The 26534-nt window shown below is 71.3% G+C and carries 27 protein-coding genes; 20 read left to right on the plus strand and 7 right to left on the minus strand.

Annotated elements, in window-relative coordinates:
• Window positions 1-132 precede the first annotated feature (132 nt).
• Window positions 133-930: a CoA transferase subunit A gene (locus EFK50_RS10240; protein WP_123227465.1), complete on the plus strand. Its 798-nt coding sequence runs from the start codon at window positions 133-135 to the stop codon at window positions 928-930.
• Entirely contained in the window at window positions 927-1553 is a 627-nt protein-coding gene (locus EFK50_RS10245) for a CoA transferase subunit B (RefSeq protein WP_123227466.1), read from the plus strand. The genes EFK50_RS10240 and EFK50_RS10245 overlap by 4 nt, the downstream gene beginning before the upstream one ends.
• Window positions 1554-1615: 62 nt before the next feature.
• On the opposite strand, the gene EFK50_RS10250 is transcribed toward EFK50_RS10245, so the two are convergent.
• Window positions 1616-2359, minus strand: a complete 744-nt coding sequence (locus EFK50_RS10250) for an alpha/beta hydrolase family protein (RefSeq protein WP_123227467.1) — start codon at window positions 2357-2359, stop codon at window positions 1616-1618.
• A 38-nt stretch (window positions 2360-2397) separates the two neighbouring features.
• On the opposite strand from EFK50_RS10250, the gene sp36 reads away from it, so the two are divergent.
• The 5 genes from sp36 to EFK50_RS10270 all read left to right on the plus strand — a co-directional run bounded on the left by sp36 (window position 2398) and on the right by EFK50_RS10270 (window position 9313).
• Complete coding sequence (gene sp36 / locus EFK50_RS22175) at window positions 2398-2553, plus strand: Sp36 family protein (RefSeq protein ID WP_183407760.1); 156 nt, start codon at window positions 2398-2400, stop codon at window positions 2551-2553.
• The gene (locus tag EFK50_RS10255) at window positions 2553-3011 is read left to right on the plus strand and encodes a RidA family protein (RefSeq protein ID WP_123227468.1); all 459 of its coding nucleotides are present in this window, start codon (window positions 2553-2555) and stop codon (window positions 3009-3011) included. Before sp36 ends, EFK50_RS10255 begins: the two co-directional genes overlap by 1 nt.
• Complete coding sequence (locus tag EFK50_RS10260) at window positions 3011-3889, plus strand: NUDIX hydrolase (protein ID WP_123227469.1); 879 nt, start codon at window positions 3011-3013, stop codon at window positions 3887-3889. Before EFK50_RS10255 ends, EFK50_RS10260 begins: the two co-directional genes overlap by 1 nt.
• Window positions 3886-4689 (plus strand): MBL fold metallo-hydrolase, encoded by an 804-nt coding sequence (locus EFK50_RS10265; RefSeq protein ID WP_123227470.1) that lies wholly within the window; start codon window positions 3886-3888, stop codon window positions 4687-4689. Before EFK50_RS10260 ends, EFK50_RS10265 begins: the two co-directional genes overlap by 4 nt.
• Window positions 4690-4837: 148 nt before the next feature.
• Window positions 4838-9313, plus strand: a complete 4476-nt coding sequence (locus EFK50_RS10270) for a beta strand repeat-containing protein (RefSeq protein WP_148046115.1) — start codon at window positions 4838-4840, stop codon at window positions 9311-9313.
• Window positions 9314-9444: 131 nt separating this feature from the next.
• On the opposite strand, the gene EFK50_RS10275 is transcribed toward EFK50_RS10270, so the two are convergent.
• Window positions 9445-10122, minus strand: a complete 678-nt coding sequence (locus tag EFK50_RS10275; RefSeq protein ID WP_123228614.1) for a Crp/Fnr family transcriptional regulator — start codon at window positions 10120-10122, stop codon at window positions 9445-9447.
• 140 nt (window positions 10123-10262) lie between these two features.
• On the opposite strand from EFK50_RS10275, the gene nth reads away from it, so the two are divergent.
• From nth to EFK50_RS10290, 3 genes are read left to right on the plus strand one after another with little or no spacing between them, the layout of a single operon-like run.
• Window positions 10263-10982: an endonuclease III gene (nth, locus tag EFK50_RS10280; RefSeq protein ID WP_246004114.1), complete on the plus strand. Its 720-nt coding sequence runs from the start codon at window positions 10263-10265 to the stop codon at window positions 10980-10982.
• Window positions 10979-11647, plus strand: coding sequence for an NUDIX hydrolase (locus tag EFK50_RS10285; RefSeq protein WP_123227472.1), 669 nt, complete (start codon window positions 10979-10981; stop codon window positions 11645-11647). The genes nth and EFK50_RS10285 overlap by 4 nt, the downstream gene beginning before the upstream one ends.
• Window positions 11647-12816: a MarP family serine protease gene (locus tag EFK50_RS10290; protein ID WP_123227473.1), complete on the plus strand. Its 1170-nt coding sequence runs from the start codon at window positions 11647-11649 to the stop codon at window positions 12814-12816. Before EFK50_RS10285 ends, EFK50_RS10290 begins: the two co-directional genes overlap by 1 nt.
• Window positions 12817-12940: 124 nt before the next feature.
• Here the strand turns inward: EFK50_RS10290 and EFK50_RS10295 are convergent, their stop codons facing one another.
• Window positions 12941-13339 (minus strand): phage holin family protein, encoded by a 399-nt coding sequence (locus tag EFK50_RS10295; protein ID WP_123227474.1) that lies wholly within the window; start codon window positions 13337-13339, stop codon window positions 12941-12943.
• A 50-nt stretch (window positions 13340-13389) separates the two neighbouring features.
• The gene (gene nhaA / locus EFK50_RS10300) at window positions 13390-14556 is read right to left on the minus strand and encodes a Na+/H+ antiporter NhaA (RefSeq protein ID WP_123227475.1); all 1167 of its coding nucleotides are present in this window, start codon (window positions 14554-14556) and stop codon (window positions 13390-13392) included.
• A 279-nt stretch (window positions 14557-14835) separates the two neighbouring features.
• On the opposite strand from nhaA, the gene EFK50_RS10305 reads away from it, so the two are divergent.
• Window positions 14836-15846 (plus strand): TerC family protein, encoded by a 1011-nt coding sequence (locus tag EFK50_RS10305; RefSeq protein ID WP_123227476.1) that lies wholly within the window; start codon window positions 14836-14838, stop codon window positions 15844-15846.
• A 124-nt stretch (window positions 15847-15970) separates the two neighbouring features.
• On the plus strand, window positions 15971-16549 hold the full coding sequence (locus EFK50_RS10310) for a hypothetical protein (protein WP_148046116.1): 579 nt from the start codon (window positions 15971-15973) through the stop codon (window positions 16547-16549).
• Window positions 16550-16571: 22 nt separating this feature from the next.
• Here the strand turns inward: EFK50_RS10310 and acs are convergent, their stop codons facing one another.
• Entirely contained in the window at window positions 16572-18542 is a 1971-nt protein-coding gene (gene acs, locus EFK50_RS10315; RefSeq protein WP_123227478.1) for an acetate--CoA ligase, read from the minus strand.
• A gap of 126 nt (window positions 18543-18668) precedes the next feature.
• Window positions 18669-19742: a class I SAM-dependent methyltransferase gene (locus EFK50_RS10320; protein WP_183407761.1), complete on the minus strand. Its 1074-nt coding sequence runs from the start codon at window positions 19740-19742 to the stop codon at window positions 18669-18671.
• A 34-nt stretch (window positions 19743-19776) separates the two neighbouring features.
• Here EFK50_RS10320 and EFK50_RS10325 point away from each other — a divergent pair, with 34 nt between their 5' ends.
• A complete protein-coding gene (locus tag EFK50_RS10325) occupies window positions 19777-20523 on the plus strand; it encodes a Fic family protein (RefSeq protein ID WP_123227479.1) in 747 nt (248 codons plus the stop codon).
• A gap of 259 nt (window positions 20524-20782) precedes the next feature.
• On the opposite strand, the gene EFK50_RS10330 is transcribed toward EFK50_RS10325, so the two are convergent.
• Entirely contained in the window at window positions 20783-21613 is an 831-nt protein-coding gene (locus EFK50_RS10330; RefSeq protein ID WP_123227480.1) for an HAD family hydrolase, read from the minus strand.
• A gap of 135 nt (window positions 21614-21748) precedes the next feature.
• Here EFK50_RS10330 and ssd point away from each other — a divergent pair, with 135 nt between their 5' ends.
• The 7 genes from ssd to EFK50_RS10365 all read left to right on the plus strand — a co-directional run bounded on the left by ssd (window position 21749) and on the right by EFK50_RS10365 (window position 26523).
• On the plus strand, window positions 21749-22804 hold the full coding sequence (gene ssd / locus EFK50_RS10335) for a septum site-determining protein Ssd (RefSeq protein ID WP_123227481.1): 1056 nt from the start codon (window positions 21749-21751) through the stop codon (window positions 22802-22804).
• Between the two features lie 13 nt (window positions 22805-22817).
• Window positions 22818-23981 (plus strand): TadA family conjugal transfer-associated ATPase, encoded by a 1164-nt coding sequence (locus EFK50_RS10340; protein ID WP_123227482.1) that lies wholly within the window; start codon window positions 22818-22820, stop codon window positions 23979-23981.
• Window positions 23978-24748 carry a type II secretion system F family protein gene (locus tag EFK50_RS10345; protein ID WP_123227483.1) on the plus strand — a complete coding sequence of 257 codons (771 nt, stop codon included), beginning with the start codon at window positions 23978-23980 and terminating at the stop codon, window positions 24746-24748. The genes EFK50_RS10340 and EFK50_RS10345 overlap by 4 nt, the downstream gene beginning before the upstream one ends.
• The gene (locus EFK50_RS10350; protein WP_123227484.1) at window positions 24745-25461 is read left to right on the plus strand and encodes a type II secretion system F family protein; all 717 of its coding nucleotides are present in this window, start codon (window positions 24745-24747) and stop codon (window positions 25459-25461) included. The genes EFK50_RS10345 and EFK50_RS10350 overlap by 4 nt, the downstream gene beginning before the upstream one ends.
• Window positions 25462-25599: 138 nt before the next feature.
• Window positions 25600-25776 (plus strand): DUF4244 domain-containing protein, encoded by a 177-nt coding sequence (locus EFK50_RS10355; protein WP_123227485.1) that lies wholly within the window; start codon window positions 25600-25602, stop codon window positions 25774-25776.
• A 10-nt stretch (window positions 25777-25786) separates the two neighbouring features.
• On the plus strand, window positions 25787-26149 hold the full coding sequence (locus EFK50_RS10360) for a TadE family type IV pilus minor pilin (protein ID WP_123227486.1): 363 nt from the start codon (window positions 25787-25789) through the stop codon (window positions 26147-26149).
• Complete coding sequence (locus tag EFK50_RS10365) at window positions 26146-26523, plus strand: Rv3654c family TadE-like protein (protein WP_123227487.1); 378 nt, start codon at window positions 26146-26148, stop codon at window positions 26521-26523. Before EFK50_RS10360 ends, EFK50_RS10365 begins: the two co-directional genes overlap by 4 nt.
• Window positions 26524-26534 lie beyond the last annotated feature (11 nt).

The following is a 26534-nucleotide window of genomic DNA, read 5'->3' on the forward strand; positions in this document are numbered from 1 at the left end:
CACCGGAGGATTGCGGGAGGGTTCGCCGCTCGCGGCCGTGAGGAGGGCCACAGCGCGGGCTGGACAATCACTGCGTGGTTAGCGATCATTAACCTTCGGACGTCGGACGGGTCGAGACGCAGGGAGCAGGGTATGGACAAGGTCGTGGCCAGTGCTGCTGAGGCGGTGGCGGACATCCCGAGCGGGGCGACGCTGGCGGTCGGCGGGTTCGGGTTGTGCGGGATCCCGTCGGTGCTGATCGAGGCGCTGCTGGAGGCGGGGCCGACCGACCTGGAGGCGGTCTCGAACAACTGCGGTGTCGATGACTGGGGTCTCGGCCGACTGCTGATGGCTCGCCGGTTGCGGCGGATGGTGTCGTCGTACGTGGGGGAGAACAAGGAGTTCGCGCGGCAGTACCTCTCCGGTGAGCTCGAGGTCGAGCTGAACCCGCAGGGCACCCTTGCCGAGCGGATGCGGGCCGGCGGGTCCGGGATCGCGGCGTTCTTCACCGCCACCGGCGGCGGCACCCAGGTGGCCGAGGGCGGTCTGCCCTGGAAGTACGCCGCCGACGGGTCGGTGGCGGTGGCGTCGCCGGCCAAGGAGACCCGCGAGTTCGAGGGCCGCGAGTACGTCTTGGAGTCGGCGATCGCCGCGGACTTCGGGCTGGTCCGGGCCTGGAAGGGCGACCGGCACGGCAACCTCGTCTACCGCGACTCCGCGCGCAACTTCAACCCGCTGGCGGCGATGTGCGGGCGGGTCACGATCGCGGAGGTCGAGCACCTGGTCGAGCCGGGCGAGATCGACCCCAACGACGTGCACACCCCCGGCGTGTTCGTGCAGCGGGTCGTCGCGCTGACGCCCGAGCAGGCCGAGGACAAGCGGATCGAGAAGCGGACGGTCCGGCCCCGCTCCGAGCTCGGCGCCGCGACGACCTCCGGAGGTGCGCGATGAGCTGGACCCGTGAGCAGATGGCGGCCCGGGCCGCCGCGGAGCTGACCGACGGCAGCTACGTGAACCTCGGCATCGGGTTACCGACGCTGGTGCCGAACTACGTCCCCGACGACGTGGAGCTCGTGCTCCAGTCCGAGAACGGGATCCTCGGCGTCGGTGCCTACCCGTACGACGGGGAAGAGGACGCCGACCTGATCAACGCCGGCAAGGAGACCGTCACGCTGCGCCGGGGAGCGTCGTTCTTCGACTCCGCGACCAGCTTCGGGATGATCCGCGGCGGGAAGATCGACGCCGCGATCCTGGGTGCGATGCAGGTCTCCGCAGCCGGAGACATCGCGAACTGGATGATCCCGGGGAAGATGGTCAAGGGCATGGGCGGGGCGATGGACCTGGTCCACGGCGCCAAGCGGGTGATCGTGCTGATGGAGCACGTCGCCAAGGACGGCGAGCTCAAGATCGTCAACGAGTGCTCGCTGCCCTACACCGGCCGCGGCGTCGTCCAGCGGATCATCACCGACCTCTGCGTCCTCGACATCACCCCCGAGGGCCTCGTCCTCGTCGAGCTCGCCCCCGACGTCACCGACGCCGAGGTCCGAGCGAAAACCGAACCCCCACTACGTTGAGTAGGCCCCAGTTGCCGTCGAATGGGCCGTAGACACCGTCGAGGCGGACAACTCAACGGTATTTAGGGCCCACTCGGCGGGTGGAGGGTCTGCGCGACGGTGACCCAGGCGGGGGACCGAGGGTCGAGGAACTCGTAGTGGCCGACCCCGCGGAGCTCGGTCAGACGAGCCCAAGGATGTACGGCGGCAAAGCCGCGGCTGAGCTCGATCGGGACCTCGTCGTCCGCGACGCCGTGCACCAGGACGACCTCGGCCGCCGGCGGATCCGCGAGCAGGGTCATCGGATCGGCCTCGGTGATCGGCGCGCCGTCCAGCAGCTGCGCGACCGCTCCCGAGCCCAGGTGCAGCTCGTCGGCGAGCACCAGGTCGCAGACCGGCGCGATCCCGACGACGACGTCGAACGCGAACGGCAGCGGCCGGCTCAGCAACCACAGCGCGAGGTGGCCGCCGGCCGAGTGACCCGTCATCACCGCGCGGTCCCAGCCGACCCCGACCAGGTCGGCCAGCTCGGGGAGTGCCGCCAGCGCCTCCTCGAGGTCGGTCCCGGTGGTCGGCCAGCCGCCGCCTCCGCCGACCCGGCGGTACTCCGGCGTCGCCACCAGGTAGCCCGCCTCGGCGAGCGAGCGGGCCTGGCGGCGGGTGTGCGTCCGGTCGTAGCGCTCCTTCCAGAAGCCCCCGTGCACCAGCACCACCAGCGTGCCGTTCGGGACCGACGGCAGGTGCAGGTCGACCACCCCGGCGTCGTGCTCGGCGTACCGGACGGTCGCGTCGGGAAAGCTGTCCGGGTGCGGAGGGTCCTGGGCCACCCGCCCAAACTAGTCGGCGGCCCTCTAGAGTCGGCTGCATGAACAAGTGGGAGTACCAGGTGGCGCCGATTCCGCTCCACAACGAGACCTTGATGCTGAACAACTTCGGGCAGGACGGCTGGGAGCTCGTCCACATCGAGAAGAACGACCAGGGTGGCCTGATCGCCTTCCTGAAGCGCCCGCTGGTGAGCTGATGAGCACCCCGGAGGAGCGCCTGGGCGCGCTCGGGCTGAGCGTTCCGGAGGTCGCCAAGCCGGTCGCGGCGTACATCCCGGCCGTGCGCAGCGGGATCCACGTCTTCACCTCCGGCCAGCTGCCGATGCGCGACGGCCAGCTGATGAACACCGGCAAGGTCGGCGGCGAGGTCACCCAGGAGGAGGCCGTCGCCTGCGCGCAGCAGTGCGCCCTCAACGCCCTGGCCGCGATCCGGGCCGAGGTCGGCGACCTGAGCGCGGTCAAGCGGATCGTCAAGGTCGTCTGCTTCGTCGCCTCGACCCCCGACTTCACCGGCCAGCCGCTGGTCGCCAACGGCGTCTCCGAGCTCCTCGGCGAGGTCTTCGGAGACGCCGGCCGGCACGCGCGGTCCGCGGTCGGCGTACCGGTCCTGCCCCTCGACGCCCCCGTCGAGGTCGAGCTGATCGTCGAAGTTTGATGGCCGGCCTCGTCCAGCTGCCGGCGGCGTTCGCCGAGGCGGCCGCCGAGTTCGCCGACGGCAGCAAGACGCCGGCCGAGCCCCGCGACGCCGCCACCGTAGTGCTGCTGCGTCCGGGTGCCGAGGGGCCCGAGGTCTACCTGCTGCGCCGGCAGGTCTCGATGGAGTTCGCCGGCGGCATGTGCGTCTTCCCCGGCGGCGGCGTCGACCCCCGCGACTTCGACACCGAGATCGCCTGGGCGGGCCCGTCCCCGGCCGCGTGGGCCGAGCGCCTCGGAACCGACGAGGCCCAGGCTCGGGCGCTGGTCTGCGCCGCGGTCCGGGAGACCTTCGAGGAGTCCGGCGTGCTGCTGGCCGGCGAGTCCCCGGACGCCGTGGTGGCCGACACCACCGGTGCCGACTGGGAGGCCGACCGGATCGCGCTGGAGAAGCGCGAGCTGGCGATGACCGAGTTCCTGTCGCGCCGCGGGCTGGTGCTGCGCACCGACCTGCTCGGCGCCTGGGCCGGCTGGCTGACGCCGATCTTCGAGCCGCGGCGCTACCGGACCTGGTTCTTCGTCGCCGAGCTGCCGGCCGGTCAGGTCACCCGCGACGTCTCCACCGAGTCCGACCAGGTGGTCTGGCTCCCGGCGATCCGGGCGGTCGAGCAGGCCGAGGAGCGCGAGATCCTGATGCTGCCGCCGACGTACATCACCAGCCTCGACGTCGCCCGGTACGACGACCCGGCAGCCGTGCTGGCCGCGGCCGCCGAGCGTCGGGTGGAGATGTTCTGCCCGGCCGTGGAGACCGAGGGCGAGGGCTTCACGCTGACCCGTCCGCCCGAGGCCGACGCGCTGCTGACGCAACGGGCGAAGACGGCCCGGTGGGGCCAGGGATGACCTGGGCCGGCGGCACGTTCGGCGAGCGCGGCCGGTGCGTGCTCGCGCCGAACGCCAACCTGATGACCCTCGACGGCACCAACACCTGGGTGCTGCGCGAGCCCGGCGCGCGTCGCTCGGTGGTCGTCGACCCGGGTCCGCCGGACGCGTCCCACCTCGCGGCGATCGAAGCCGTGGCCGGTGAGGTCGGCGCGGTGCTCCTGACCCACCACCACTACGACCACTCCGAGTCGGCCAAGGAGTTCGCGACCCGCTGGGGCTGCGGCGTACGGGCTCTGGATCCGGAGTACCGGCTCGGCTCGGAGGGCCTCGCCGACGGCGACGTGGTCGAGGTGGACGGTCTCGAGGTCCGGGTCGTCGGCACCCCGGGGCACACCACCGACTCGCTGTCGTTCTGGCTGCCGGTCGAGGACGCGGTGCTGACCGGGGACACCGTGCTCGGCCGCGGCACCACGGTGGTGGCGCACCCGGACGGTGAGCTCGGTGCCTACCTGGACTCGTTGGACCGGCTGCACGCGCTCGCGGAGTCGCGGCAGGTGACCACCATCTGGCCCGGCCACGGTCCGGTGATCGAGGACGCGCTCGGGGCGCTCGACTACTACATCAGCCACCGGGCGCAGCGGCTCGACCAGGTCCGCGACGCGCTCGCCCGGCTCACCGCCGAGCCGCACCCCGAGGGGATCGCCGAGGAGGACCTGCCGCGCCAGGTCGTCGAGCAGGTCTACTCCGACGTCGACCCGGTCCTGTGGGGGGCTGCCGAGCTGTCGGTCCGGGCCCAGCTGGCGTACCTGCGCCGCTGAAGTTACGCCCGCGTCACTGATAGGTCCGGCTGGGCTAGTCCGCCTGCGGGGGTTTGTCGATCCCGGGTATCGGGGCCCGGGATCCGCGATTACGGTGCCGGGAACGCCGGGCATCCCTCCCAGTCGCGCCCGGCACAGGGGGCTTCACATGTCTGTTCACCGTCGCAGCTCGACGCCGCGCGCCACCTTCCGTCGCGTGCTCACCGCCGCCGCCGTCGCGGTCGCCTCGGGGGCCGGCGTCCTCGCCGCGTCTGCTCCCGCGAACGCTGCCGGCCCGTGGTTCGTGGCTCCGTCGGGGGTGAACAACGCGGGCTGCGGCCTGGCTCTGGGCACCCCCTGCGCGACCGTCACCTTCGTGCTCACCAAGGGCGCATTCCTCGACGGTGACACCATCAACGTGGCGCCCGGCACGTACACCGACAAGCCGACGTTCGGCGCGAAGACCGCGACCCTGATCGGCTCCGGCGGCGGTGCGACGTTCTCCGGCTCGAACACCGGCTACGCGATCGGGGTAGCGATCGCGGCGGCGAAGACGCTGACCTTGCAGAACCTGACGCTGACCCAGGGCAAGGCCACCAACGGCCTCGGCGGCGCGCTGGTGATCGCCACCGGCAAGGTCGTCACCACCAACGTGAACCTGACCGGCAGCGCGGCGACCAACGTCGGCGGCGGGGCCTACGTCCCGGCGAACACGTCGCTCTCGATGACCGGCGGCACCATCTCCGGCAACAGCGCCACGAACTTCGGCGGCGCCATCTACACCAACGGCGGAACGGTCGCGCTCAACGGCACGACGGTCCAGGGCAACAGTGCCGTCGCCGGGGCGGGCGTCTATGCCCAGGCCGGCACGGTCACCCTCACGAACGCCACCGTCGCCTCCAACACGGCGCCGGCGGCCAACGGTCTCGGCGGAGGGTTCGCCGGGGCGGCGACCCTGAACGTCACCGGAGGCTCCTTCACCGGGAACACCGCGTACAACGGCGGCGGCATCTACAACAACACCGGCGTCGTCACCCTCAACGGCACCTCGATGTCCGGCAACGGCGCGAGCAACCAGGGCGCGGCCGTCTTCCAGCAGACCGGGACGACGAACCTGACCAACGCGAACCTCACCGGCAACAACGCGACCGCGCTGGCCTCGGTGGCGATCGTCGGCGGCGCGCTCAACACCAGCGGCGGCTCGATCTCGAACAACACCGCCCTCAACGGCGCCGCGCTCTACAACGGCGGCACGACCGTGATCGACGGGACCACGCTGAGCGGCAACACCGCCAACGGCGGCACGACCGCCAACGGCGGCAACGCCGGCGCCATCTACAACGCGGCGGCGCTGACGGTGAAGAACGCGACCCTGACCGGGAACAAGGCAGTGCCGAACACGGCGGCAGCTCCCGGAGTCACCGGGTACGGCGGCTCGATCCTCTCGCTGTCGGTCGCCGCTGCCGGTGCCCCGACCCTGAACCTCCAGAACACCACGATCAACGGCGGTGCTGTCAGCGGGAGCAACGCCGCGATCGGCGGTGCGATCGCCTCGATCGGCAACATCGGTGTCGGCGGTGCCGCGACGGTGCTGACCGCGACCGGCCTGACCCTGTCGAAGAACGTCGCCCTCGCGGGTGGCGGGATCTACTCGACCGGCCCGGTCACCCTGAACAGCAGCACCCTGGACCAGAACAGGGCGACGCACGCCAGCGCCGGCCTCGGGGGCGGCATCTACGCCACCCCTCAGGCGAGCACGACGCCGACGCTGACCCTCGACAACACCGCGGTCACCGGCAACGACGGCGTCGCCGGCGGTGGCGGGATCGTGACCACGATCAACACCGTGGTGAAGAACGGCTCGACGGTGAACGGCAACTCGGGCGGGATCGGCGGCGGCATCTACACCGCCGCCCCGGTCGCGGTGCAGGACTCGCACGTCGACGGCAACAGCGTCACCAACAGCGGTGGCGGGATCTACAACGCCCTCGGCGTCACCACGCTGACCGGCTCGAGCGTGGACGGCAACACCGCGGCGTTCCTCGGCGGTGGCCTCTCGACCGCGGCGGCCGCGGGCACGTTCGTGATGAGCGGCGGGACCCTGTCGGGCAACAACGCCTTCGGCGCCGGCGGCGCGTTCATCAGCAACAGCCTGACGGCTTCGTTCGACGACACCGACCTGATCGGCAACACCTCGACCGGCCAGAACTTCGGCGGCGGTGCGATCCTCTCGGCCGGTCAGGTGACCATCAACAAGGCTCAGATCACCGGCAACAAGGCCGACGGCGCAACCGGGCTGGGCGGCGCGATCTTCAGCGGTTCCAGCGACGAGAACGTGACGACGTCGCTGAAGATCACCAACAGCACCCTGGCGGACAACGAAGCCTTCTCGGCCGCGGCGATCTACGCCGGGTCCAGCAAGGCCACCTCGACGAACAAGACCTCGATCGCCAACAGCACCATCCACGGCAACGCCGCGGCAGGCCCGTTCGGTGCCCTCCAGGTCGTGGACCCGGTGAGCATCGTCGGCAGCACGATCACCGACAACACGGCGGTGCCGACCAGCCCGTACGACGCGTACGGCGGGATCATCGCCCAGAGTGCCGGCCAGGTCTCCCTGAGCGGGTCGGTCGTCGCCGGCAACTCGGGTCACCAGTGCAACGTCGCGGTCGCCGACGGCGGCTACAACCTGAACAGCCCGACGGCTGCCGAGTGCGGCTTCACCGCGGGCAAGAACGACCTGTTCGCCGCCCCGCAGCTCGGCTCCCTGGCGAACAACGGCGGGCCGACGACGACCCGGCTCCCGAGCGCCACCAGCCCGCTGCTGAACAAGATCGCGACCGGGACCGCGACCGGCGTCACCGACGCGATCACCGGGAGCGCGATCACCCTCTGCACCGGCAGCGACCAGCGCGGCACCAGCCGTCCGCAGGGAGCGAAGTGCGACATCGGTGCTGTCGAGGCCGAGCAGGTCGTGCCGACGGTGGCAGGTCCCTCCTCCGCGACGTACTCGGTGGGCATCGCGGGGGCGCCGCAGGTGTTCACCACGACCGGATCCCCGCAGCCGACGCTCACCGCGACCGGCCTCCCGTCGGGGGTCACCTTCGTCGACAACGGCGACGGCACCGGCACCCTCGCCGGCACCCCCGGCGCGAACACCGGCGGGGTGCACGCGATCACGGTGAAGGCGACCAACGAGGCCGGGTCGGACTCGAAGGTCATCACGCTGACGATCAACCAGGCTCCGGCTCTCGCCGGTCCGGCCGGTGCGACGTACACGGTCGGCCAGGCGGGTGCTCCGGTCCCGTTCACCACCACCGGTCACCCGACCTCGGTGCTGAGCTCGCTCGGTGTCCTTCCGGGCGGGGTCGGCTTCACCGACAACGGTGACGGCACCGGCCAGTACGCCGGTACTCCCGCCGCCGGTACCGGTGGTCTCTACACCCTGACCGTCAAGGCCTCGAACGGCACGCTGCCGGACGCGACTGCGCCGTTCGCGCTGACCGTCCGCGAGGCTCCGTCGCTGACCGGGCCGGGCGCGGCGACGTTCAAGGTCGGTGTCTCCAGCCTCAGCGGCGAGTTCGCCGGTGCCGGCTTCCCGGTCCCGACGCTCTCGGCCACCGGTCTCCCGGCCGGTCTGACGCTGGCGAGCACCGGTGCCGGCACGGCGAAGATCTCCGGCAGCGCGGCCGACGGCACCGGGGGCCTCTACCCGGGGGTCGTGGTGAAGGCGGCGAACGGGGTCGGCTCGGACGCCACCAAGAACGTCGACGTCACGGTCAACGAGGCGCCGGAGCTGGTGGGTCCGTCCGAGGCCCGGTTCGTGACCGGCTCGGCGAACGAGATCGGCTTCAGCAGTGACGGGTTCCCGCAGGCCGCGATCACCAGGACCGGCACGCTGCCGGCCGGCCTGAGCTTCGTCGACAACGGCAACGGCAGCGCGAAGATCTCCGGCACGGCTCCGGCGAGCGCGGTCGGGACCTACCCGATCACGATCACCGCGAGCAACGGGGAGAGCCCGGATGCGGTCATCCACCTCACCCTCGAGGTGGTCCCGCCGCTGTCGATCTCGACCACCGCGCTGCCGAACGCGGCCTACCGGTCGGCGTACTCGGCGCAGCTGATGGCTGCGGGAGGCCAGCCGGGCTACACGTTCCAGGTCATCTCGGGCCAGCTGCCCCAGGGGCTGACGATGAACGCGTTCGGTCAGATCACCGGTTCACCGACGGTGTCCGCCGGGATCTACCTCTTCACGGTCAAGGCGACCGACTCCGCCGACCCGGCGCAGACGGCCACCAAGATCCTGAAGATCCAGGTCACCAAGGGCAGCACCGCGATCACGCCGACGGCGATCCTGCTCGGCTTCCTGCCCAACGGCGACATCACCCTCAACCTCGGCCTGGTCGAGGCGGACCTGACCGGCGGGTTCCCGGCGCAGCCGATCGCCGGCGCGACGGTGACGTTCAAGTCCGGGACGGCGACGGTGTGCAGCGGGAAGACGGACGCGAAGGGCCACGCTCAGTGCTCCCAGTCCCTCCTGAACGCCCTCCTCACCCCTCTCAAGGGCAACCTGACCGCCACCTTCGCCGGTGACCTCAACTGGTTCGGTTCATCCGGCTCCGCCACCCTCATCCAGAAAGGTTGAGTAGGCCCAACCTGCTCGTTGAACAGGCCCTGGTGTCCGCCGAGTAGGCCCTTGAAGCAGTGGAGATGCCGAGGGCGCAGCAGAAAGGGCCCATTCGGCGAACCGAACGGGCCCTTTCGACGGCTTGGACGCTAGCGGGCGCGGCGCTTCATCCGCTCGACGTCCATGATCACCACGGAGCGGGGCTCGAGGCGGAGCCAGCCTCGGGAGGCGAAGTCGGCGAGGGCCTTGTTGACCGTCTCGCGGGAGGCGCCGACCAGCTGGGCGAGCTCTTCCTGGGTGAGGTCGTGGTGCACGTGGACGCCGTCGTCGGCGGTGCGGCCGAAGCGGTCCGCGAGGTCGAGCAGCGCCTTGGCGACCCGGCCGGGGACGTCGGAGAACACCAGGTCGGCGTTGACGTCGTTGGCCTTGCGCAGCCGGCTGGCGATCTGGGCGAGCATGCCCAGCGCCACCGTCGGGCGGCCCTCGAGCCAGCGGATCAGGTCGTCGTGCGAGAGCGTCAGCAGGTTGGTCTCCGTCACCGCGGTGACCGTCGCCGAGCGCGGGCCGGGGTCGAAGAGCGAGAGCTCGCCGAACATCTGGCCGGGACCGAGGATGGCGAGCAGGTTCTCGCGGCCGTCCGAGGACGTGCGCCCGAGCTTCACCTTGCCGTCGGTGACCAGGTAGAGCTTGTCGCCCGAGTCGCCCTCGTGGAAGAGCACCTCCCCGCGGCGCAGCCGGGCCTCGGTCATCGACGAGCGCAGCGCGATGGCGGCATCGTCGTCCAGGGCTCCGAACAGCGGTGCCTGACGGAGTACGTCGTTGTCCACGGACATTCCTTCCAACTCGAGGACTCCCTCGCGGGGTCCACCCCCCAGTGTTGCAGGTCACAGTCTGTCCTATGACACCGAGTCACGCCACGGAACACCCTCGGGGAGGAGCTGTCGGTTCCGCTGGGTAGGCTCCGAGCGTGCCCAGACCCGCCCCGGAAGCCCCGGCCCCCGACACCTCGCTGGTCCGGAGAGCACGGAAGATTGACCGGGTCCTGGGCGAGACCTACCCGGACGCTCGGTGCGAGCTGGACTTCGACAACGCCTTCGAGCTGCTCGTGGTGACGGTCCTCAGCGCGCAGACCACCGACCGCCGGGTCAACGCCGTCCGGCCGACGCTGTTCGCCGCCTATCCCGACCCGGCAGCGATGGCCGCGGCCCCGCGTGAGGACCTGGAACGGATCGTCGGCCCGCTCGGATTCTTCCGCGCCAAGACCGAGTCGCTGCTCAAGCTCTCCGCTGCTCTGGTCGAGCGGTACGACGGCCAGGTCCCGCCCCGGCTGGAGGACCTGGTCACCCTGCCGGGAGTCGGCCGCAAGACCGCCAACGTCGTCCTCGGCAACGCCTTCGGCATCCCCGGGATCACCGTCGACACCCACTTCGGCCGGCTGATCCGCCGGTTCGAGTGGACCGAGGAGACCGACCCGGTGAAGGCGGAGTTCGCCATCGCGGCGATCTTCCCGAAGCGGGACTGGACGATGCTCAGCCACCACCTGGTCTGGCACGGCCGCCGCGTCTGCCACGCCAAGAAGCCGGCCTGCGGTGCCTGCACGGTCGCCAAGTGGTGCCCGTCGTACGGCGAAGGCCCGGTGGACCCGGAGGCGGCGGCCAAGCTGGTGAAGACCCAGGGACCTGCGTGACCACGATCCCGGAGTGGTTGGTCCCGATCAGGGACGGTGCCCAGGCGATCAGGGGCGAGGACATCACCGCGTTCCTCCCGCCCGCCGACTCCGATGCCCGGCCCGGCGCGGTGCTGATGCTCTTCGGGGAGGGGCCGCACGGTCCCGACCTGCTGCTCACCGAGCGGGCGCACACGATGCGGTCGCACCCGGGGCAGGTCTCGTTCCCGGGCGGGTCGGTCGACGCGACCGACGCCAGCCCGATCGCGGCGGCCCTGCGCGAGGCCGAGGAGGAGGTCGGTGTCGACCCGGACAGCGTCGACGTCCTCGCGACCCTGCCGGAGCTCTGGCTGCCGCCGAGCAACTTCGCCGTCACCCCGGTGCTCGCCTGGTGGCGCGCCGACCACCCGGTGGGGGTCGTCGACCCGGCCGAGGTGCACGCGGTCTTCCGGACGCCGATCGCCGAGCTGCTCGATCCCGCCCACCGGGTGACGGTGACGCACCCGGCCGGCTACTCCAGCCCGGGCTTCCTGATCGGCGAGGCCAAGGACGTGCTGCTCTGGGGCTTCACCGCCGGTCTGGTGAACAAGCTCTTCGACTTCGTCGGGATGACGCTGCCGTGGGACGCGTCGATCACGCACGAGTTGCCGGATTACATGCTCGGCGCAGGGCAGGATGAGCGGTGATGAACCTCCTCGACTGGTGCCTGGTGCTCGTGGCGGTCGCGTACGCCCTCTCGGGCTACTGGCAGGGCTTCATCACCGGGGCGTTCGCCACCGTCGGGCTGATCCTCGGCGGCCTGCTCGGGATCTGGCTGGCGCCGATGCTGCTGGGGGACGCCGAGCCGTCGCTCGGGATCTCGCTCGCCGCACTCTTCGTGGTGCTGGTCTGCGCCTCCTTCGGCCAGGCCTTCCTCCAGTACGGCGGGGTGAAGGTCCGCGACAAGATCTCCTGGCAGCCGGTGCGGGCCTTGGACGCCGTCGGCGGTGCCGTGCTCTCGGTGGTGGCGGTGCTGATCGTGACCTGGATGCTCGGTGTCGCGATCTCCGGTTCGCGGATCCCCGGGATCGGGCCGCTGGTCCGCGAGTCGAGCGTGCTCACCCGGGTGAACGAGGTGATGCCCGGACAGGCGCAGGGGCTCCTCCGGGGTTTCGACCGGGTCGTCGGGTCGAGCTTCTTCCCGCGCTACCTCGAGCCGTTCGCGCCCGAGCAGATCGTCCCGGTCGAGCCTCCGCCGGGCAACGTGGTGCGCGACCCCGAGGTGCAGCAGGCCGAGCTCAGCGTCTTCAAGATCCGCGGCAGCAACTCCTGCGGTGACGGGATCGAGGGCAGCGGGTTCCTCTACTCGCCGCGCCGGATGATGACCAACGCGCACGTGGTGGCGGGGGTGAGCGAGCCGAAGGTCCGGGTGGGGACCCGCAACCTCGACGCCCGGGTCGTCTACTACAACTCCGACCTCGACGTCGCGATCCTGGATGTCGACATCGACGGGCCGGCGATCAAGTTCGACGACAGCGGCAAGGCCAACCAGCCGGCGGTCGTCCTCGGCTACCCGAACGACGGCCCGTTCGACGCGCAGCCGGCCCGGATCAGGTCGGAGCGCCCGCTGCGGTCACCGGACATCTACGGGCGCGGGACCGTCACCCGTGAGGTCTTCTCGGTCCGCGGCAAGATCCGTCCCGGCAACTCCGGCGGACCGCTGGTCTCGCGGGACGGACGGGTCCTCGGCGTGGTGTTCGCGGCGTCGGTCAGCGACAAGGACACCGGGTACGCGCTGACCGCGGATCAGGTCGCTCCGGCGGCGGCCAAGGGACTGTCCGCCACGGAGGAAGTGTCTACCGGAGGCTGTGCCTGATCGACGCGCTGCATGGCGCGTGCGATGGCAAGGCGGAGGAGGGAAGGGCCAAGGAATACGGCCCTCCCAGCGAGCGGGCCGTCGACCGACGACAACGCGGCCAGCGTGCGTGTCAGGTGGCGCGTCAGCCCTCGTGGATGAAGGCGCGGGGAAGCTCCGACGCCTGCGCGATCGTCCGCTCCGGCGCCTTGACCTTGCGGATCTTCAGGTAGCCGACGAAGGCGAGCAGCGCGGTGAGCAGCATGTACGCGCCGAAGACGATCAGGAACGCCCAGGCCGGGTCGAGGCCGGCCATCACCAGGAAGAACGCGAACGAGATCGAGATCATCACGATCGCGAGCAGCGAGATGAACCCGGCCAGCGCGAACAGCCCGATCGCCATGCCGCCAGCACGGACGCTGACCTTCATCTCGGCCTTGGCCAGCGCGATGATGTTCCGGATCAGGGTCCCGATGTCGTCGAAGGCGTCGACGAACAACTTGCCGATCGTCGGCTCTTCCTGAGCGGGCTCTCGGTATGCCATGTGCGGTTCCCTTCAGCGTCTGACGTGCTGCCGGTCCGACCTTATCGTCCTCACGACTGCCGGTGGTGCCGGTTGCGCCGCCCGAGGAGGGCTGCGCCGAGCAGGGCGGCGGCGACCGAGCCGATCAGGACGGCGGTCTTGGCCTCCTCGGCGGCGGAGCCGCTGAAGGACAGGTCGGAGACCAGCAGCGAGACCGTGAAGCCGACGCCGCCGAGCACCGCGACACCGGCCACGTCGCGCCAGCCGAGGCTGTCGTCGAGCTCGGCCCGGGTGAACCGGGTGACCGCCCAGGAGCCGAACAGGATCCCGACCGGCTTGCCGACGAGGAGGCCGAGGACGACTCCGATCACCAGCGGGTTGCTGACCAGGTCGCCGGCACCGCTGAGCGCGACCCCGGCGCTCATCAGCGCGAAGAACGGGACCGCGATCCCGGCGCTGACCGGGGAGAGCAGGTGCTCGAGGCGCTCCGCGGGGGAGCGCTGCTCGCCGGTGTCGGGCAGCACCCGGGTGAGCAGGCCGAGCACCACCCCGGCGATGGTGGCGTGCACCCCGCTCTCGTGCAGCAGCCACCAGCCGCCGAGCGCCAGCGGCAGGTAGACGACCACGCTCCGGATCCGCAGCCGCTGGCAGATCCCGTACGCCGCGAAGACGGCCAGCGCGCCGAGCAGGCTGCCGAGGTCGATCGTCTCGGTGTAGAAGACCGCGATGATGATGATCACGATCAGGTCGTCGACCACGGCCAGGGTCAGCAGGAACGCCCGCAGCGAGGGCGGCAGCGCCGAACCCACGACGGCCAGTACCGCGAGGGCGAAGGCGATGTCGGTCGCCGCCGGGATCGCCCAGCCGCCCAGGTTGTCGGAACCGCTGGACGAGAGCACGTTGACGAGCACGTAGATCAGCGCCGGCAGCGCCACCCCGCAGATCGCGGCGACCACCGGGACCGCGGCATCGGCGGGCCGGCGCAGCGAGCCGAGCAGGAACTCGCGCTTGAGCTCGAGGCCGGCGACGAAGAAGAACACCGCGAGGGCGCCGTCGGCGGCCCAGTGCTGGAGGTCGAGCGGGCCGATCTCGAAGGTGCGGAGGGCGTCGTACCCGCCGGGATCGAGGTTCACCCAGAGCACCGCGACGGCGGCCGCCACCAGGGCGACGATGCCGCCGACCGTCTCGGAGCGGATCAGTGATCCGACGAAGGTGCTCTCGTCCGACTCGGTCGTCATCGGCGGCCTCTCGGGGTTCGGGGTGGTTCAGGTCATGCCGACCAGACTTCCCGGCGCACCGGGGACCAGTCTACGGCCACCCCGGATGCGGGTCGGGCGGGTGCGGCATGGGAGACTGAGCGCTGTTGGAGGGGAGTATTCCTTCGCGGCGGTGTCGTCAGTACGGGTGTCTTCTGGACACCCCGGGGCCGTCGGCTGGACTACGGTTCTGGTGAGCCGGTCGAGCGGAAGAGACCTCCGGACTCGGCCTATGCTCATTCCTGTCGTCCGGAGGTATTCATGCACGTCACACCGTTGGTCTGGTGGCTCACCATCGGCATCACCACCGCTCTGCTGCTCTTCGACGTGGTCGTCATCGGCCGTCGTCCGCACGAGCCGAGCCGCCGTGAGGTCACCGTCGCCCTGGCGTCGTACATCGGGCTCGCCGTCGCGTTCGGCATCGGGGTGTGGGTCATCTCCGGCCACCAGTACGGGACCGAGTTCTTCGCGGGCTGGTTGACCGAGTACTCGCTCTCGGTGGACAACCTCTTCATCTTCCTGATCATCATGGCCAAGTTCCAGGTGCCCCGGCAGTACCAGCAGACCGCGCTGCTGATCGGCATCGTGCTCGCGCTGATCATGCGCGGCATCTTCATCGCGGTGGGCGCCGCGGCGATCAACGAGTTCAGCTGGGTCTTCTACCTGTTCGGTCTCTTCCTCGTCTACACCGCGGTCAAGCTGGCCAAGGAGGGCGCCGAGGACGAGGACGAGTTCGAGGAGAACAAGCTCATCGCGTGGGTGGAGAAGCACCTGCCCGCGACCAAGGAGTGGCACGGCACCAAGGCGTTCGTGAAGGAGAACGGCAAGCGCCTGATCACGCCGATGTTCATCGTGATCCTTGCGCTCGGCACCACCGACCTGCTCTTCGCGCTGGACTCGATCCCGGCGATCTACGGCCTGACCAAGGAGCCGTACCTGGTCCTGACCGCGAACATCTTCGCGCTGATGGGTCTGCGGCAGCTGTACTTCCTGATCGGCGGCCTGCTGGAGCGGTTGATCTACCTCTCCTACGGCCTGGCGTTCCTGCTGGGCTTCATCGGCGTCAAGCTGATCCTGCACGCGATGCACGAGAACGAGCTGTCCTTCATCAACGGCGGCAAGCACATCGAGTGGGCGCCGGACATCCCGATCTGGCTGTCGCTGATCGTGATCGTCGGCACCCTGGTGATCACCACGATCGTCAGCCTGGTCGCCTCCCGCCGGATGACCGACGAGGAGCGCGACGAGGCCACCGGGCCGCGCGGGCACTGACACCCGAGCCGGCGAGGGGGTGTGACCTGCCCCTCGCCGGCCGAGGGACAAATCGCCCTAACCTCCCGGCTGCTGCGTCGTTGACCTGTACATGGAATGGATCCGGCGTAGGCCTCGTGTCGCCATGGCTGCAGGCATTGGCGGACTGGTGGGGGTGCTCGCGCTGCTCTTCCTGATGCTGCGGAACCCCGACAAGCCCGCGGACGAGCCGATCGCGTTGCCCAGCGGTCTGCCGTCCCAGACCCCCACCCGGGAGCCGCTGAAGGAGCTGCCGACGGCGGCCGCGACCCCGAGTACGGCGGCGCAGGTGCAGGCCCAGACCAAGAAGGCGTTCGAGCAGTTCGGCAAGGGGCTGACCGGCGGAGCGTCCGGCACGATCGACATGCCGGGGCTCCAGGGCGGGAGCATCTACAAGTACCTGCCCAAGCACAAGGTGACGATGCGGATCACCTCCGAGGCGCCGATCGGCACCGTCGGGTACGTCGTCCCGACCAGCCTGAAGAACTCGTCCGGGATCGTGAAAAACGTCGGCACCTCGTGGAGCCTCACGACCACCGCGTACGGCGACCCGGACTACGCCCAGCTGTTCATGGCGGCGGGGTCGCGCGGGTACCCGGTGTACTGCACGATCACCGTCGACGGCAAGGTCACGGAGCAGCGGCACACGGAAGGTCCTTACGGACAGCTGATCTGCCAGGGCTGACCCGGTAGGTGGGTTGCGGACGTCAGTCCTCGGTGCTGGTTGCTGCTCCTTCGGAGATCAGTCGCATGACGTTGCTGTCGGCGAGGGTGGTGACGTCGCCGACCTCGCGGTTCTCGGCGACGTCGCGCAGGAGGCGGCGCATGATCTTGCCGGAGCGGGTCTTCGGCAGCTCGGGGACGATCATGATCTGGCGGGGTTTGGCGATGGCGCCGATCTCGTGGGCGACGTGGTTGCGGAGCTCGGTGATGATGTCGTCTCCGCCGTCTCCTGCCGCCTCGCGGAGGATGACGTAGGCGCAGACGGCTTGTCCGGTCATCTCGTCGGTGGCGCCGACGACGGCTGCTTCGGCGACCTTGGGGTGGGACACGAGGGCGGATTCGATCTCGGTGGTGGAGAGCCGGTGCCCCGAGACGTTCATGACGTCATCGACGCGGCCGAGGACCCAGACGTCGCCGTCCTCGTCCTTCTTCGCGCCGTCGCCGGCGAAGTACATCCCCTCGAACCGGGACCAGTAGGTCTCCTTGAACCGTTCGTCGTCGCCCCACAGGGTGCGCAGCATCGAGGGCCAGGGCTCGCGGATCACCAGGTAGCCGCCGGATCCGTCGGGCACGGACTCGCCTTCGTCGTTGACGACGTCGGCGGCGATCCCGGGGATCGCGCGCATCGCTGATCCGGGCTTCGCGGAGGTGACGCCGGGCAGCGGGCTGATCAGGATCGACCCGGTCTCGGTCTGCCACCAGGTGTCCACGACCGGGGTGCGGGACCCGCCGATGGTGTCGCGGTACCAGACGTAGGCCTCGGGGTTGATCGGCTCGCCGACCGACCCGAGCAGCCGCAGCGAGGAGAGGTCGAACGACGCGGGGATCTCGTCGCCCCACTTCATGAAGGTCCTGATCGCGGTCGGCGCGGTGTAGAAGATGGTGACCTTGTACTTCTCGATGACCTCCCACCAGCGGCCCTTGTGCGGGGCGTCGGGCACGCCCTCGTACATCACGCTGGTGGCCTGGTTCGCCAGCGGCCCGTAGACCATGTAGGAGTGGCCGGTGACCCAGCCGATGTCCGCGGTGCACCAGTACACGTCCGTATCCGCCTTGAGGTCGAAGATCCCCCAGTGCGTGTACGCCGCCCCGACCAGGTACCCGCCGGTGGTGTGCAAGATCCCCTTCGGCTTCCCGGTCGTCCCCGAGGTGTACATGACGTAGAGCGGGTGCTCGGCATCGAAGAACTCACACACGTGCTCGCTCGACTGACGCCCCACGACCTCCTCCCACCAGAGGTCCTTCTCGGTACTCGCGACCTCCTGACCGGTACGACGCACCACCAGCACGTGCTCGACCAGACCCGGCTGCTCGGCCTCGACCTTCGCGACCGCCTCGTCCACCGCAGGCTTCAACGCGCTCGGGGCACCGCGCCGGTAGCCGCCGTCCGCGGTGATGATCACCTTCGCACCGCAGTCCAGCACCCGCGAGGACAACGCCTCGGCGGAGAACCCGCCGAAGATCACCGTGTGCGGCGCACCCAACCGGGCGCACGCCAACATCGCCACCACGGCCTCGGGAATCATCGGCAGGTAGATCGCCACCCGGTCCCCGGCCTTCACCCCGAGCTCGACCAACGCGTTCGCCGCCCGGCAGACCTCGTCCTTCAGCTCCGCGTAGGTGATGTCGCGGGCATCCTCGGCCGGCTCACCGACCCAGTGGAACGCGACCTTCTCGCCAGCACCCGCCTCCACGTGCCGGTCCACGCAGTTGTAGGCAGCGTTCAGCTTCCCGCCCACGAACCACTTCGCGAACGGCGGGTTCGACCAATCCAGCACCTGGTCCCACCGGGACTCCCAGGACAACCGCTCGGCCTGCTCGGCCCAGAACCCCAACCGGTCCGCATCCGCCTGCTCGTACGCCGCCGCCGTCAGATTCGCCTGCGCCGCGAAATCCGCCGGCGGATCGAACCGACGATCCTCGTGACTCAGGTTGGACAGGGCTTCGTTGCTCATCGGATGCTCCCTGGAAGTGAGGTGCAGGTCACAGTCAGCCTAGGACGCGCCGACCGGGACGGCGAGGTGGGCCCCGCCTCGGCGATGCTGACCCGGCCGACGTTGCATCCGCGCTGCGCCGGTCTCCTACTTGAAGTCGATCAGCAGCGTGCCCGGGTCCTCGGGCGGTCCGGTCTCGGACGTAGGTCCGCCTCCGGACGTAGGTCCGCCTCCGGGCGTCGAGCCGCCTCCGGGCGTCGAGCCGCCTCCGGGCGTCGGTCCGCCTCCGGGCGTCGGTCCGCCTCCGGGCGTCGGTCCGCCCCCGGACGTCGAGCTTGTCGAGACGCCTGCACCCGGCGCAGGAACTCCCAGGTCAGGCCGTGGCACCGGCTGGGTGGCGTCGAGGTCGAGGATCGGCTCGACCACCACGGGCGCCGGCGGCTGGTCGACGACGTGCGCACGGAAGCAGCGGGTCAGGTAGGGCAGCTTCATCCCGTCGTGCCCGCGGCCGTAGTCGTCGTACAGGGCACCGACCCGGGCGAGCACGTCGGCGCGCTCGGTCTCGGACATCAGCTCGAAGTAGGAGCGCGACCGGACCAGGTCGATCAGCTCGTCCTTGCGGAGGTTCTGCCAGAACCGGAACTCCTGCTCGTCGACCTCGCCGAACAGCGGCGACTCGGTGAGCGGGGCGGTCACGCTGGTGTCACCGCCGCCGATGATCGCGCCGAGCTTGCGGACCCACGGGATGCCCTCGTCGCGGACGTTCCAGACCAGGGCGAGGACGCCGTCGGGACGGAGCACCCGGGCGATCTCGTCGAGCGCGACCGGGAAGTTGAACCAGTGGAAGGCCTGGGCGACCACGACCACGTCGATCGAGCGGGACGGGGCCGGGATCCGCTCGGCGGTGGCGACCGCCGTACGGGCTCCGGGGAGACGGGCCTGGAGGTGGGCGAGCATCTCCGGCAGCGGGTCGGTGGCCAGGACGTCGTGGCCGGCCGCGACCAGCAGCTCGGTCAGCTTGCCGGTGCCGGCGCCGAGCTCGAGGACCCGGCTCGGCGCGGAGCCGATCAGCCAGCTCGCGGCGTCCTCGGGGTACGACGGCCGGGACCGGTCGTAGGTGTCGGCCATCGCGGCGAAGGAGAGCGCTTGCGCGCGCTGATCAGCGGCGCGTTCCGTACCGCTTTCTGGGCCGCTTTCAGCAGTGCCATCGTCTGGGCTCATCGTGTGCCCGAACGTACCCGATAGCCTTGCCCGTGTGGCTGAACCTCTCCGTGTCCCCGCACCGTCGGACTCCGACCCCCTCGCCTGGCTGACCGAGCTCGACGGGGTCCCGTCCGGGCTGCAGGCCGCCCGCGACGGCATCGACGCGATGCTGCGAGACCGCGGGTTGCGGAAGACCTCGCCCGACCAGACCGGGGAGTCGTTGCTGCGTGGTGCGCACGCATCGGCGGTGCTGGAGGGTTCGGCGTCCACGCTGGAGGAGATCCGCGAGGGCGCGGGCGACGAGATCGCGCTCGCCGCGCTCCGGGTGAACACCGGTGCGTTGGCGCTGGTCCCGGTGATCAACGCGTCGCCGCTGCAGGCGTTCGCCCGGCTGCACGCGCTGGCCGGGAAGGGCGACATCGACGAGGACGCGCTCGGCCGTCCGGTCAGCCCCGCGGGGGCGGACCGGCTGAGCAGCCTCGCCGACACCCTCGTCGCGACCACCGTGCCGGCGCTGATGGTCGGCGCGCTGGTGCACGCCGAGCTCGCGACGGTGGCGCCGTTCGCCTCGCACAACGGCCTGGTCGCCCGTGCCGCCGAGCGGCTGGTCCTGGTCGCGCGCGGTGTCGACCCGGCGTCGGTCGTCGTACCGGAGGCGGGGCACCTGGCGCTGCGGGCGACGTACGAGTCGAACCTGCGCGGGTACCGCGACGGCGGCCGCAACGGCCTGCACTCCTGGTTGCTGTACGCCGGCGAGGCGATCACCAAGGGCGTCGAGGCGTCCCCGCTGCGCGACTGATCCCACACAGATGAGCGGCACCGAAGGGCGTACCCTCAGTGCCGCTCGAACACACGGAGCGTGGCTACCAAGCGTGCACGGTCTAATTGTTGCCCCGGGTGTATCCCGGTCTGCAAACGCCCTCTACGAAGGGAGATCGCCGCGTGGGTACCGTTTCCATGTGCTGGTCTGGAGTTCTCTGCTCCCTGTCTAACCCGGCACCGGGCTGACTTCAAGGGTTGACTTTCCCTCCGAGCAGGGGGTGCACGGGGATCGGGCGTCAGATTCCGATGTGTTCGCGCCGTGCGCGCCGGGCGTTCACCCAGATCGCCGCACCGAGGCCGGCCGCGCCGGCGATCGCGAGCGCTGCCAGGGTCGGCTTCGCGGGCGGCAGCTTGACCCGGCTGCCGAGCGCCACCGGGCGCTCGAAGACCAGCACCGGCCAGCCGCGCTCGCGGGCGACCTTGCGGAGGTCCTTGTCGGGGTTGACCGCGAACGGGTGGCCGACCGCCTCCAGCATCGTGACGTCGGTGATCGAGTCGCTGTAGGCGTAGCACCGGGACAGGTCGTAGCCCCGCTTGCGCGCCAGGTCGTTGATCGCCTTGGCCTTGTTCTCGGCGTACGCGTAGAACCGGATCTTCCCGGTGTACTTGCCCTCGGAGACCTCCATCCGGGTGGCGACGACGTGGTCGGCGCCGAGCATCTCGCCGATCGGCTCGACCATCTCGGCACCGCTGGTCGACACGATGATGACGTCGCGTCCGGCCGCGTGGTGCTCCTCGATCAGGCTGACCGCCTCGTCGTACACCAGCGGGTCGACGATGTTGTGCAGGGTGTCGGCGACGATGTCGGTCACCGTCTGCACGTCCCAGCCGGCGCAGAGCTGCGACATGAACTGCCGCATCTTCTCCATCTGGTCGTGGTCCGCCCCGCCGACGAGGTAGACGAACTGGGCGTACGCCGACCGCAGCACCGCGCCCCGGGAGATCAGCCCGCCGGCCTGGAACTCCTTGCTGAAGGCGAAGGTGCTCGACCTGGCGATGATCGTCTTGTCCAGGTCGAAGAAGGCGGCAGTCGGACGAGCGCTGACGCTCGATCCTGCGGGGCTCATGCTTCGAGTCTAGGGAGCGAAAGCGCACGAGCAGGGCGATTGCGACGTAATCCACAGGCGGGATTCCGGGCATCTAGTCCACAGGGTGCGATTCAGTCGCTCCGGGCACGACGACGTCGGTGCGACGGTGCCGCCATGCCCGTACCTCCTGCGCCTCCGCTCCTGCTGACCGCCGATGCCGCGCTCCGTGCCGAGCTCACCCGGCTGGCCGCGGCTGCCGGTGTCACGCCGGACTGCACCGGCTCGGTCGTCGAAGCACTCCGGCTCTGGTCGGCCGCGTCGGTGGTCCTGGTCGGTGCCGATCTGGTCGAGGAGGTGGCCGACGCCGCACCGGTCCGACGGTCGCTCGTGCACGTCGTCGGACTCCAGGAACCGTCCGACGCGGTGTACCGTCCGGCGCTCGGGTTCGGCGCGGAGCGGGTGCTGACCCTGCCGCGGGCCGAGGCGACGGTCATCGACCTGTTCACCGACTCCGACGACGGCACCAGTGCGTACGGCGCCCTGGTCGGCGTGATCGGCGGCGCGGGCGGGGTGGGCTCGTCGATCTTCGCGGCGGCCCTGGCCCAGACGCTGGGCGAGGTCGGCGGGGCGCTCCTGGTGGACGCCGACGAGCACGGCGCCGGGGTCGACCGGATCCTCGGGCTGGGCAGTGCCTTCGGCGTTCGGTGGGACGCGCTGGCCCAGTCGACCGGACGGCTGAGCGCCCGGTCGTTGCGGGAGGCGCTGCCCCGTCGCGGCGGCCTGTCGGTGCTGGCCTGGCCGGTCGACCGCTCGTTCGCCGTCTCCGCGACCGTGACGCGGGAGGTGCTCTCGGCCGGGCGCCGCGGCTACCCGGTGGTCGTGGTGGATCTTCCGCGTCAGCCGGACCCGGTCGCGGAGGAGGTGCTCCGGCACTGCGACCTGGTGCTGCTGGTCTGCACCACGACAGCGCCGGCCGCGGCTGCCGCCACCCGGGTCGCGGCGCGGGTGCCGACGTCGCGGAGCTGGGTGGTCCTGCGCGGCGGGGTGGCCCTGGGCTCGGACGTCGAGACCCTGCTCGGGCTTCCGGTGCTGCGGGCGATGGCCGACCAGCGCGGCCTCGACGAGGCGATCGGGCTGGGGCTCGGCCCGTTGCGCTCGCGGCGCGGTCCGCTGGCACGGGCGGCGGCATCGGCGGCGAACCTGGTGCTGACCCTGCCCGGTGCACGCTGATGGCGGCGCGCTGATGGCGGCGCGGGTGCCGGACGACCGGCTGATCGTCGTACGGGATCGGTTGGCACGGGGCGGTGCCGAGATCACGCCGCAGCGGGTCGCGCAGGCGTTGCGCGCCGACGGTCGTCCGGTGGGGGACGCCGAGGTCCTGGCCGTCCACGACACCCTGCGGCGCGACGTGCTCGGGGCCGGGCCGCTGGAGGAGCTGCTGGCGCTGCCCGGGGTCACCGACGTCCTGGTCAACGGAGCCGACCAGGTCTGGATCGACCGCGGCGACGGGCTCGAGCGCAGTGCGGTCCGGTTCCCCGACGACGAGGCCGTCCGCCGCCTGGCGCAGCGCCTCGCCGCCGGTGGTGGCCGGCGCCTGGACGACGCCTCGCCGTACGTCGACGTCCGGCTCTCCGACGGCACCCGGCTGCACGCGGTGCTGGCCCCACTGGCGCACCCCGGCACGCTGATCTCCCTGCGCGTGCCGGGGGGCACGGCCCTGGACCTGGCCGGGCTGGAAGCAGCCGGCGGCCTCAGCGCCGAAGGCGCGCACCTGCTGCGCCGCATCGTCGCCGCCCGGATCGCGTTCCTGGTCAGTGGCGGCACCGGCTCCGGCAAGACCACCCTGCTCCGGGCCCTCCTCGGCCTGGTCCCGGCACACGAACGCCTGGTGATCGTCGAGGACGCCGGCGAGCTGCGCCCGGCGCACCCGCACGTGGTCGCGCTGGAGGCGCGACCGCCGAACTTGGAGGGCGCCGGCGAGGTCACCATGCGGACGCTGGTCCGGCAGGCGCTGCGGATGCGGCCGGACCGGCTCGTCGTCGGTGAGGTCCGGGGCGCCGAGGTGGTCGACCTGCTGGCCGCGCTGAACACCGGCCACGAGGGCGGCTGCGGGACCGTGCACGCCAACTCGGCGGGCGACGTGCCGGCCAGGATCGAGAGCCTGGCGCTGGCCGCGGGGTTGACCCGGACGGCGGTGCAGAGCCAGCTGGCCTCGGCGATCGACGTGGTGCTCCACGTGCACCGGCCCCGGGGTGGTCCGCGCCGGGTCCGGGAGATCGGGGTGCTGGACCGGGCCGGCGACGCCGTCGCCGTCGTCCCGGCGGTCACCTTCGACCAGCGGCTGGCGAGCACGACCGGTCCCGGGTTCGGACGGCTGGCCGCGCTGCTGGCCCGCCACGAGTCATGACCACCCGACTGCTGGCGGCTGTCGGGTTCGGCGTCGCACTCCTGATGCTGACCCGTCCCCGTTCGCCGCTGCCACCGAGTCGGCGGGCGCTGACGGTCGGTGCGGTCGTTGCGCTCGGTGTGGGTGGCGCGGTGCTGGTCGTCGCCCTGAAGCTTCCCGTCGTGACCGTTGCCCTGGCGGGTGCCGCGTCCATGGTCGCGACCAGGGAAGCAGGTCGTCGGCGGGCCAGGAGCATCGCTGCGCGCCGACGGGACGCCGCGATCAGCGCGTGCTCCGGTCTGGCCGCCGACCTGCAGGCGGGCCGCACCCCCACCGCGGCGCTGGCGGCGATCGCCGTGGAGTGGGACGAGTTCGGCGAGGTGGCATCGGCCGGGCAGATCGGCGCCGACGTGCCGGCGGCGCTGCGGAGGCTCGCCGATGAGCCAGGGGCGGGATCGTTGCGCTGGGTAGCCGCCTCCTGGACCGTCGCGCACCGCTCCGGCGCAGGACTGGCCGGGGCGGTGGATCTGGCGGCTGCGGCGATGCTCGACGAGCGGGCGACCCTGGCCGTTCTGGACACCGAGCTGGCCTCGGCGCGCGCGACGGCGAGGCTGCTGGCGGTGCTGCCGCTCGGGGTGCTGCTGCTGGGCCAAGGGGTCGGCGGCGACCCGTTCGGGTTCCTGTTCGGCAGCGTCGTCGGCACCGGGTGCCTGGTCGCCGGGCTGCTGCTCGCCTGGGTCGGACTGGCCTGGATCGAACGGATCGCGGACGGGATCCGGTCGGCGTGACCGGCTTCGTGGTCGCGGCGCTGATCACCGCGGGGGCGTTGCTGGTCGCGCCCGTGCGGTCGCGTCCGGTCCGGGCCGGCGACGCGACGCCGGTCGAAGCCGAGGAGCGGGCACTGCTGGTCCGGTTGCGCGTCCCGCTGACCGGGCTGGCGGTCTTCGGTGCCTGGAGCCTGCTCGGTGGTCTGCCGGGTGTGGTCGCGGCGGCAGTGGCCGGGGTCGCCGCCTGGCGGGTGCTGTCCCGGGTCGAGTCCCCGGCGGCGGCCCGGCGCCGCCGGGCGTTCGAGCAGGACCTTCCGATGGCGGTCCACCTCCTCGGCGCCGCGCTCGCCGCCGGGGCGAGCACCCGCCGGGCGCTGTTGGACGTCGCCGAAGCGCTCCCGGGTCCGATCGCCGAGGGGTTCCGCCTCGTCCACGACCGGCTGGCCCTCGGCCTGGACCCGGTCGAGGTGTGGCGCTCGCTCGGCGGGCCGCTCGAACCTATCGGACGCAGCCTCGCGCGGGCGCACGAGTCCGGCGCCTCGGTGGTCGCCGCGGTCGACCGGGTGGCCGACGGACTCCGGTCCGGCGCCCGGTTCCGCCGGGACGCCCTGGCGCGCAGTGTCGAGGTCCGGGCCGCCGCACCACTCGGCCTCTGCTTCCTCCCGGCCTTCCTGCTGGTCGGCGTGGTCCCGATGGTCGTCGGGATATTCTCCTCGGTGCGCTTGTTCTCGTGACGTGGCCGTCCACAGGCCGGCTCGTCCCGGAGTTGTCCACCGCCGCCGATCCGACGGTCGCCCCACCGGCTGTGCGGCGGAAACCTCATCCCTGTCAGGGAATTCGCCGCCACCGCGGCACCGAGGATCGGAGACGCCATGCACCTTCCCACCATCGTCCGGGACCAGTCCGGAGCCACCACCGCCGAGTACGCGGTCTGCACCGGTGCCGGTGTGGGCTTCGCAGGTTTGCTCTTCAAGCTGCTCACCGGCGACACCGGCCAACGGCTGGTGTCGACCGTCTTCGACCGCATCGTCGGGATGCTCCCGTTCTGAGGAGGCGGCGATGAAGAGGAGACGGACGGACGAGGGAGCGGTGACGGCGGAGGCCGCCGTCGCACTTCCGGTGCTGGTGCTGCTGGCCGCGGCACTGGCCTGGCTGGTCTGCTTCGGGGTGACCCAGGCGCGCACGGTCGATGCTGCCCGGGAGGTCGCCCGAGCGCTGGCGCGCGGAGACGACCAGGTCGGCGCGATCGCGCTGGGACGGAGGGTCGCCCCCGGCGGTTCCCGGTTCGAGGTCCGGTACGACGGCGAGGACGTGGTCGTGACCGTCACCGCCCGCGTGCGCGGCCCGGGCGGCGTCTTCGATCTCGTCCCCGCCCTCCCGGCGCGGTCCGTCGCGATCGCCCGGAAGGAGCCGGGCACATGAGCCGGCAGCCGGCGCGACGGCCGACCCGGCACGACGACGAGGGCGCCGGCGTGGTCGTCGTCCTGGCGCTGGTCGCGTTCCTGGTCACCGGGGCCCTGATCGGGGGCGGGGTCGTCGCGCTGATCGTCGGCCACCGTCAGGCGCAGGCCGCCGCCGACCTGGCCGCTCTCGCGGGAGCCGGAGCGGTCACGACCGGGGCCGACCCCTGCGAGGTCGCGCGGAAGGTGGCCGGACGCAACGGCGCCACCGCGGTCACCTGCACGACGTCCGGCCCGGTCGTCACCGTCGAGGCGGTGATCCGGATGCCGCCGGTCCTCGGCGGGAGGGAGGTGGGAGGGCGCGCCCGTGCCGGACCCGGACCGCCGTCGAGCTGAACCGGCTGCTG

The sequence above is a fragment of the Nocardioides marmoriginsengisoli genome, assembly GCF_003725695.1.
GTDB lineage: Bacteria > Actinomycetota > Actinomycetes > Propionibacteriales > Nocardioidaceae > Marmoricola > Marmoricola marmoriginsengisoli.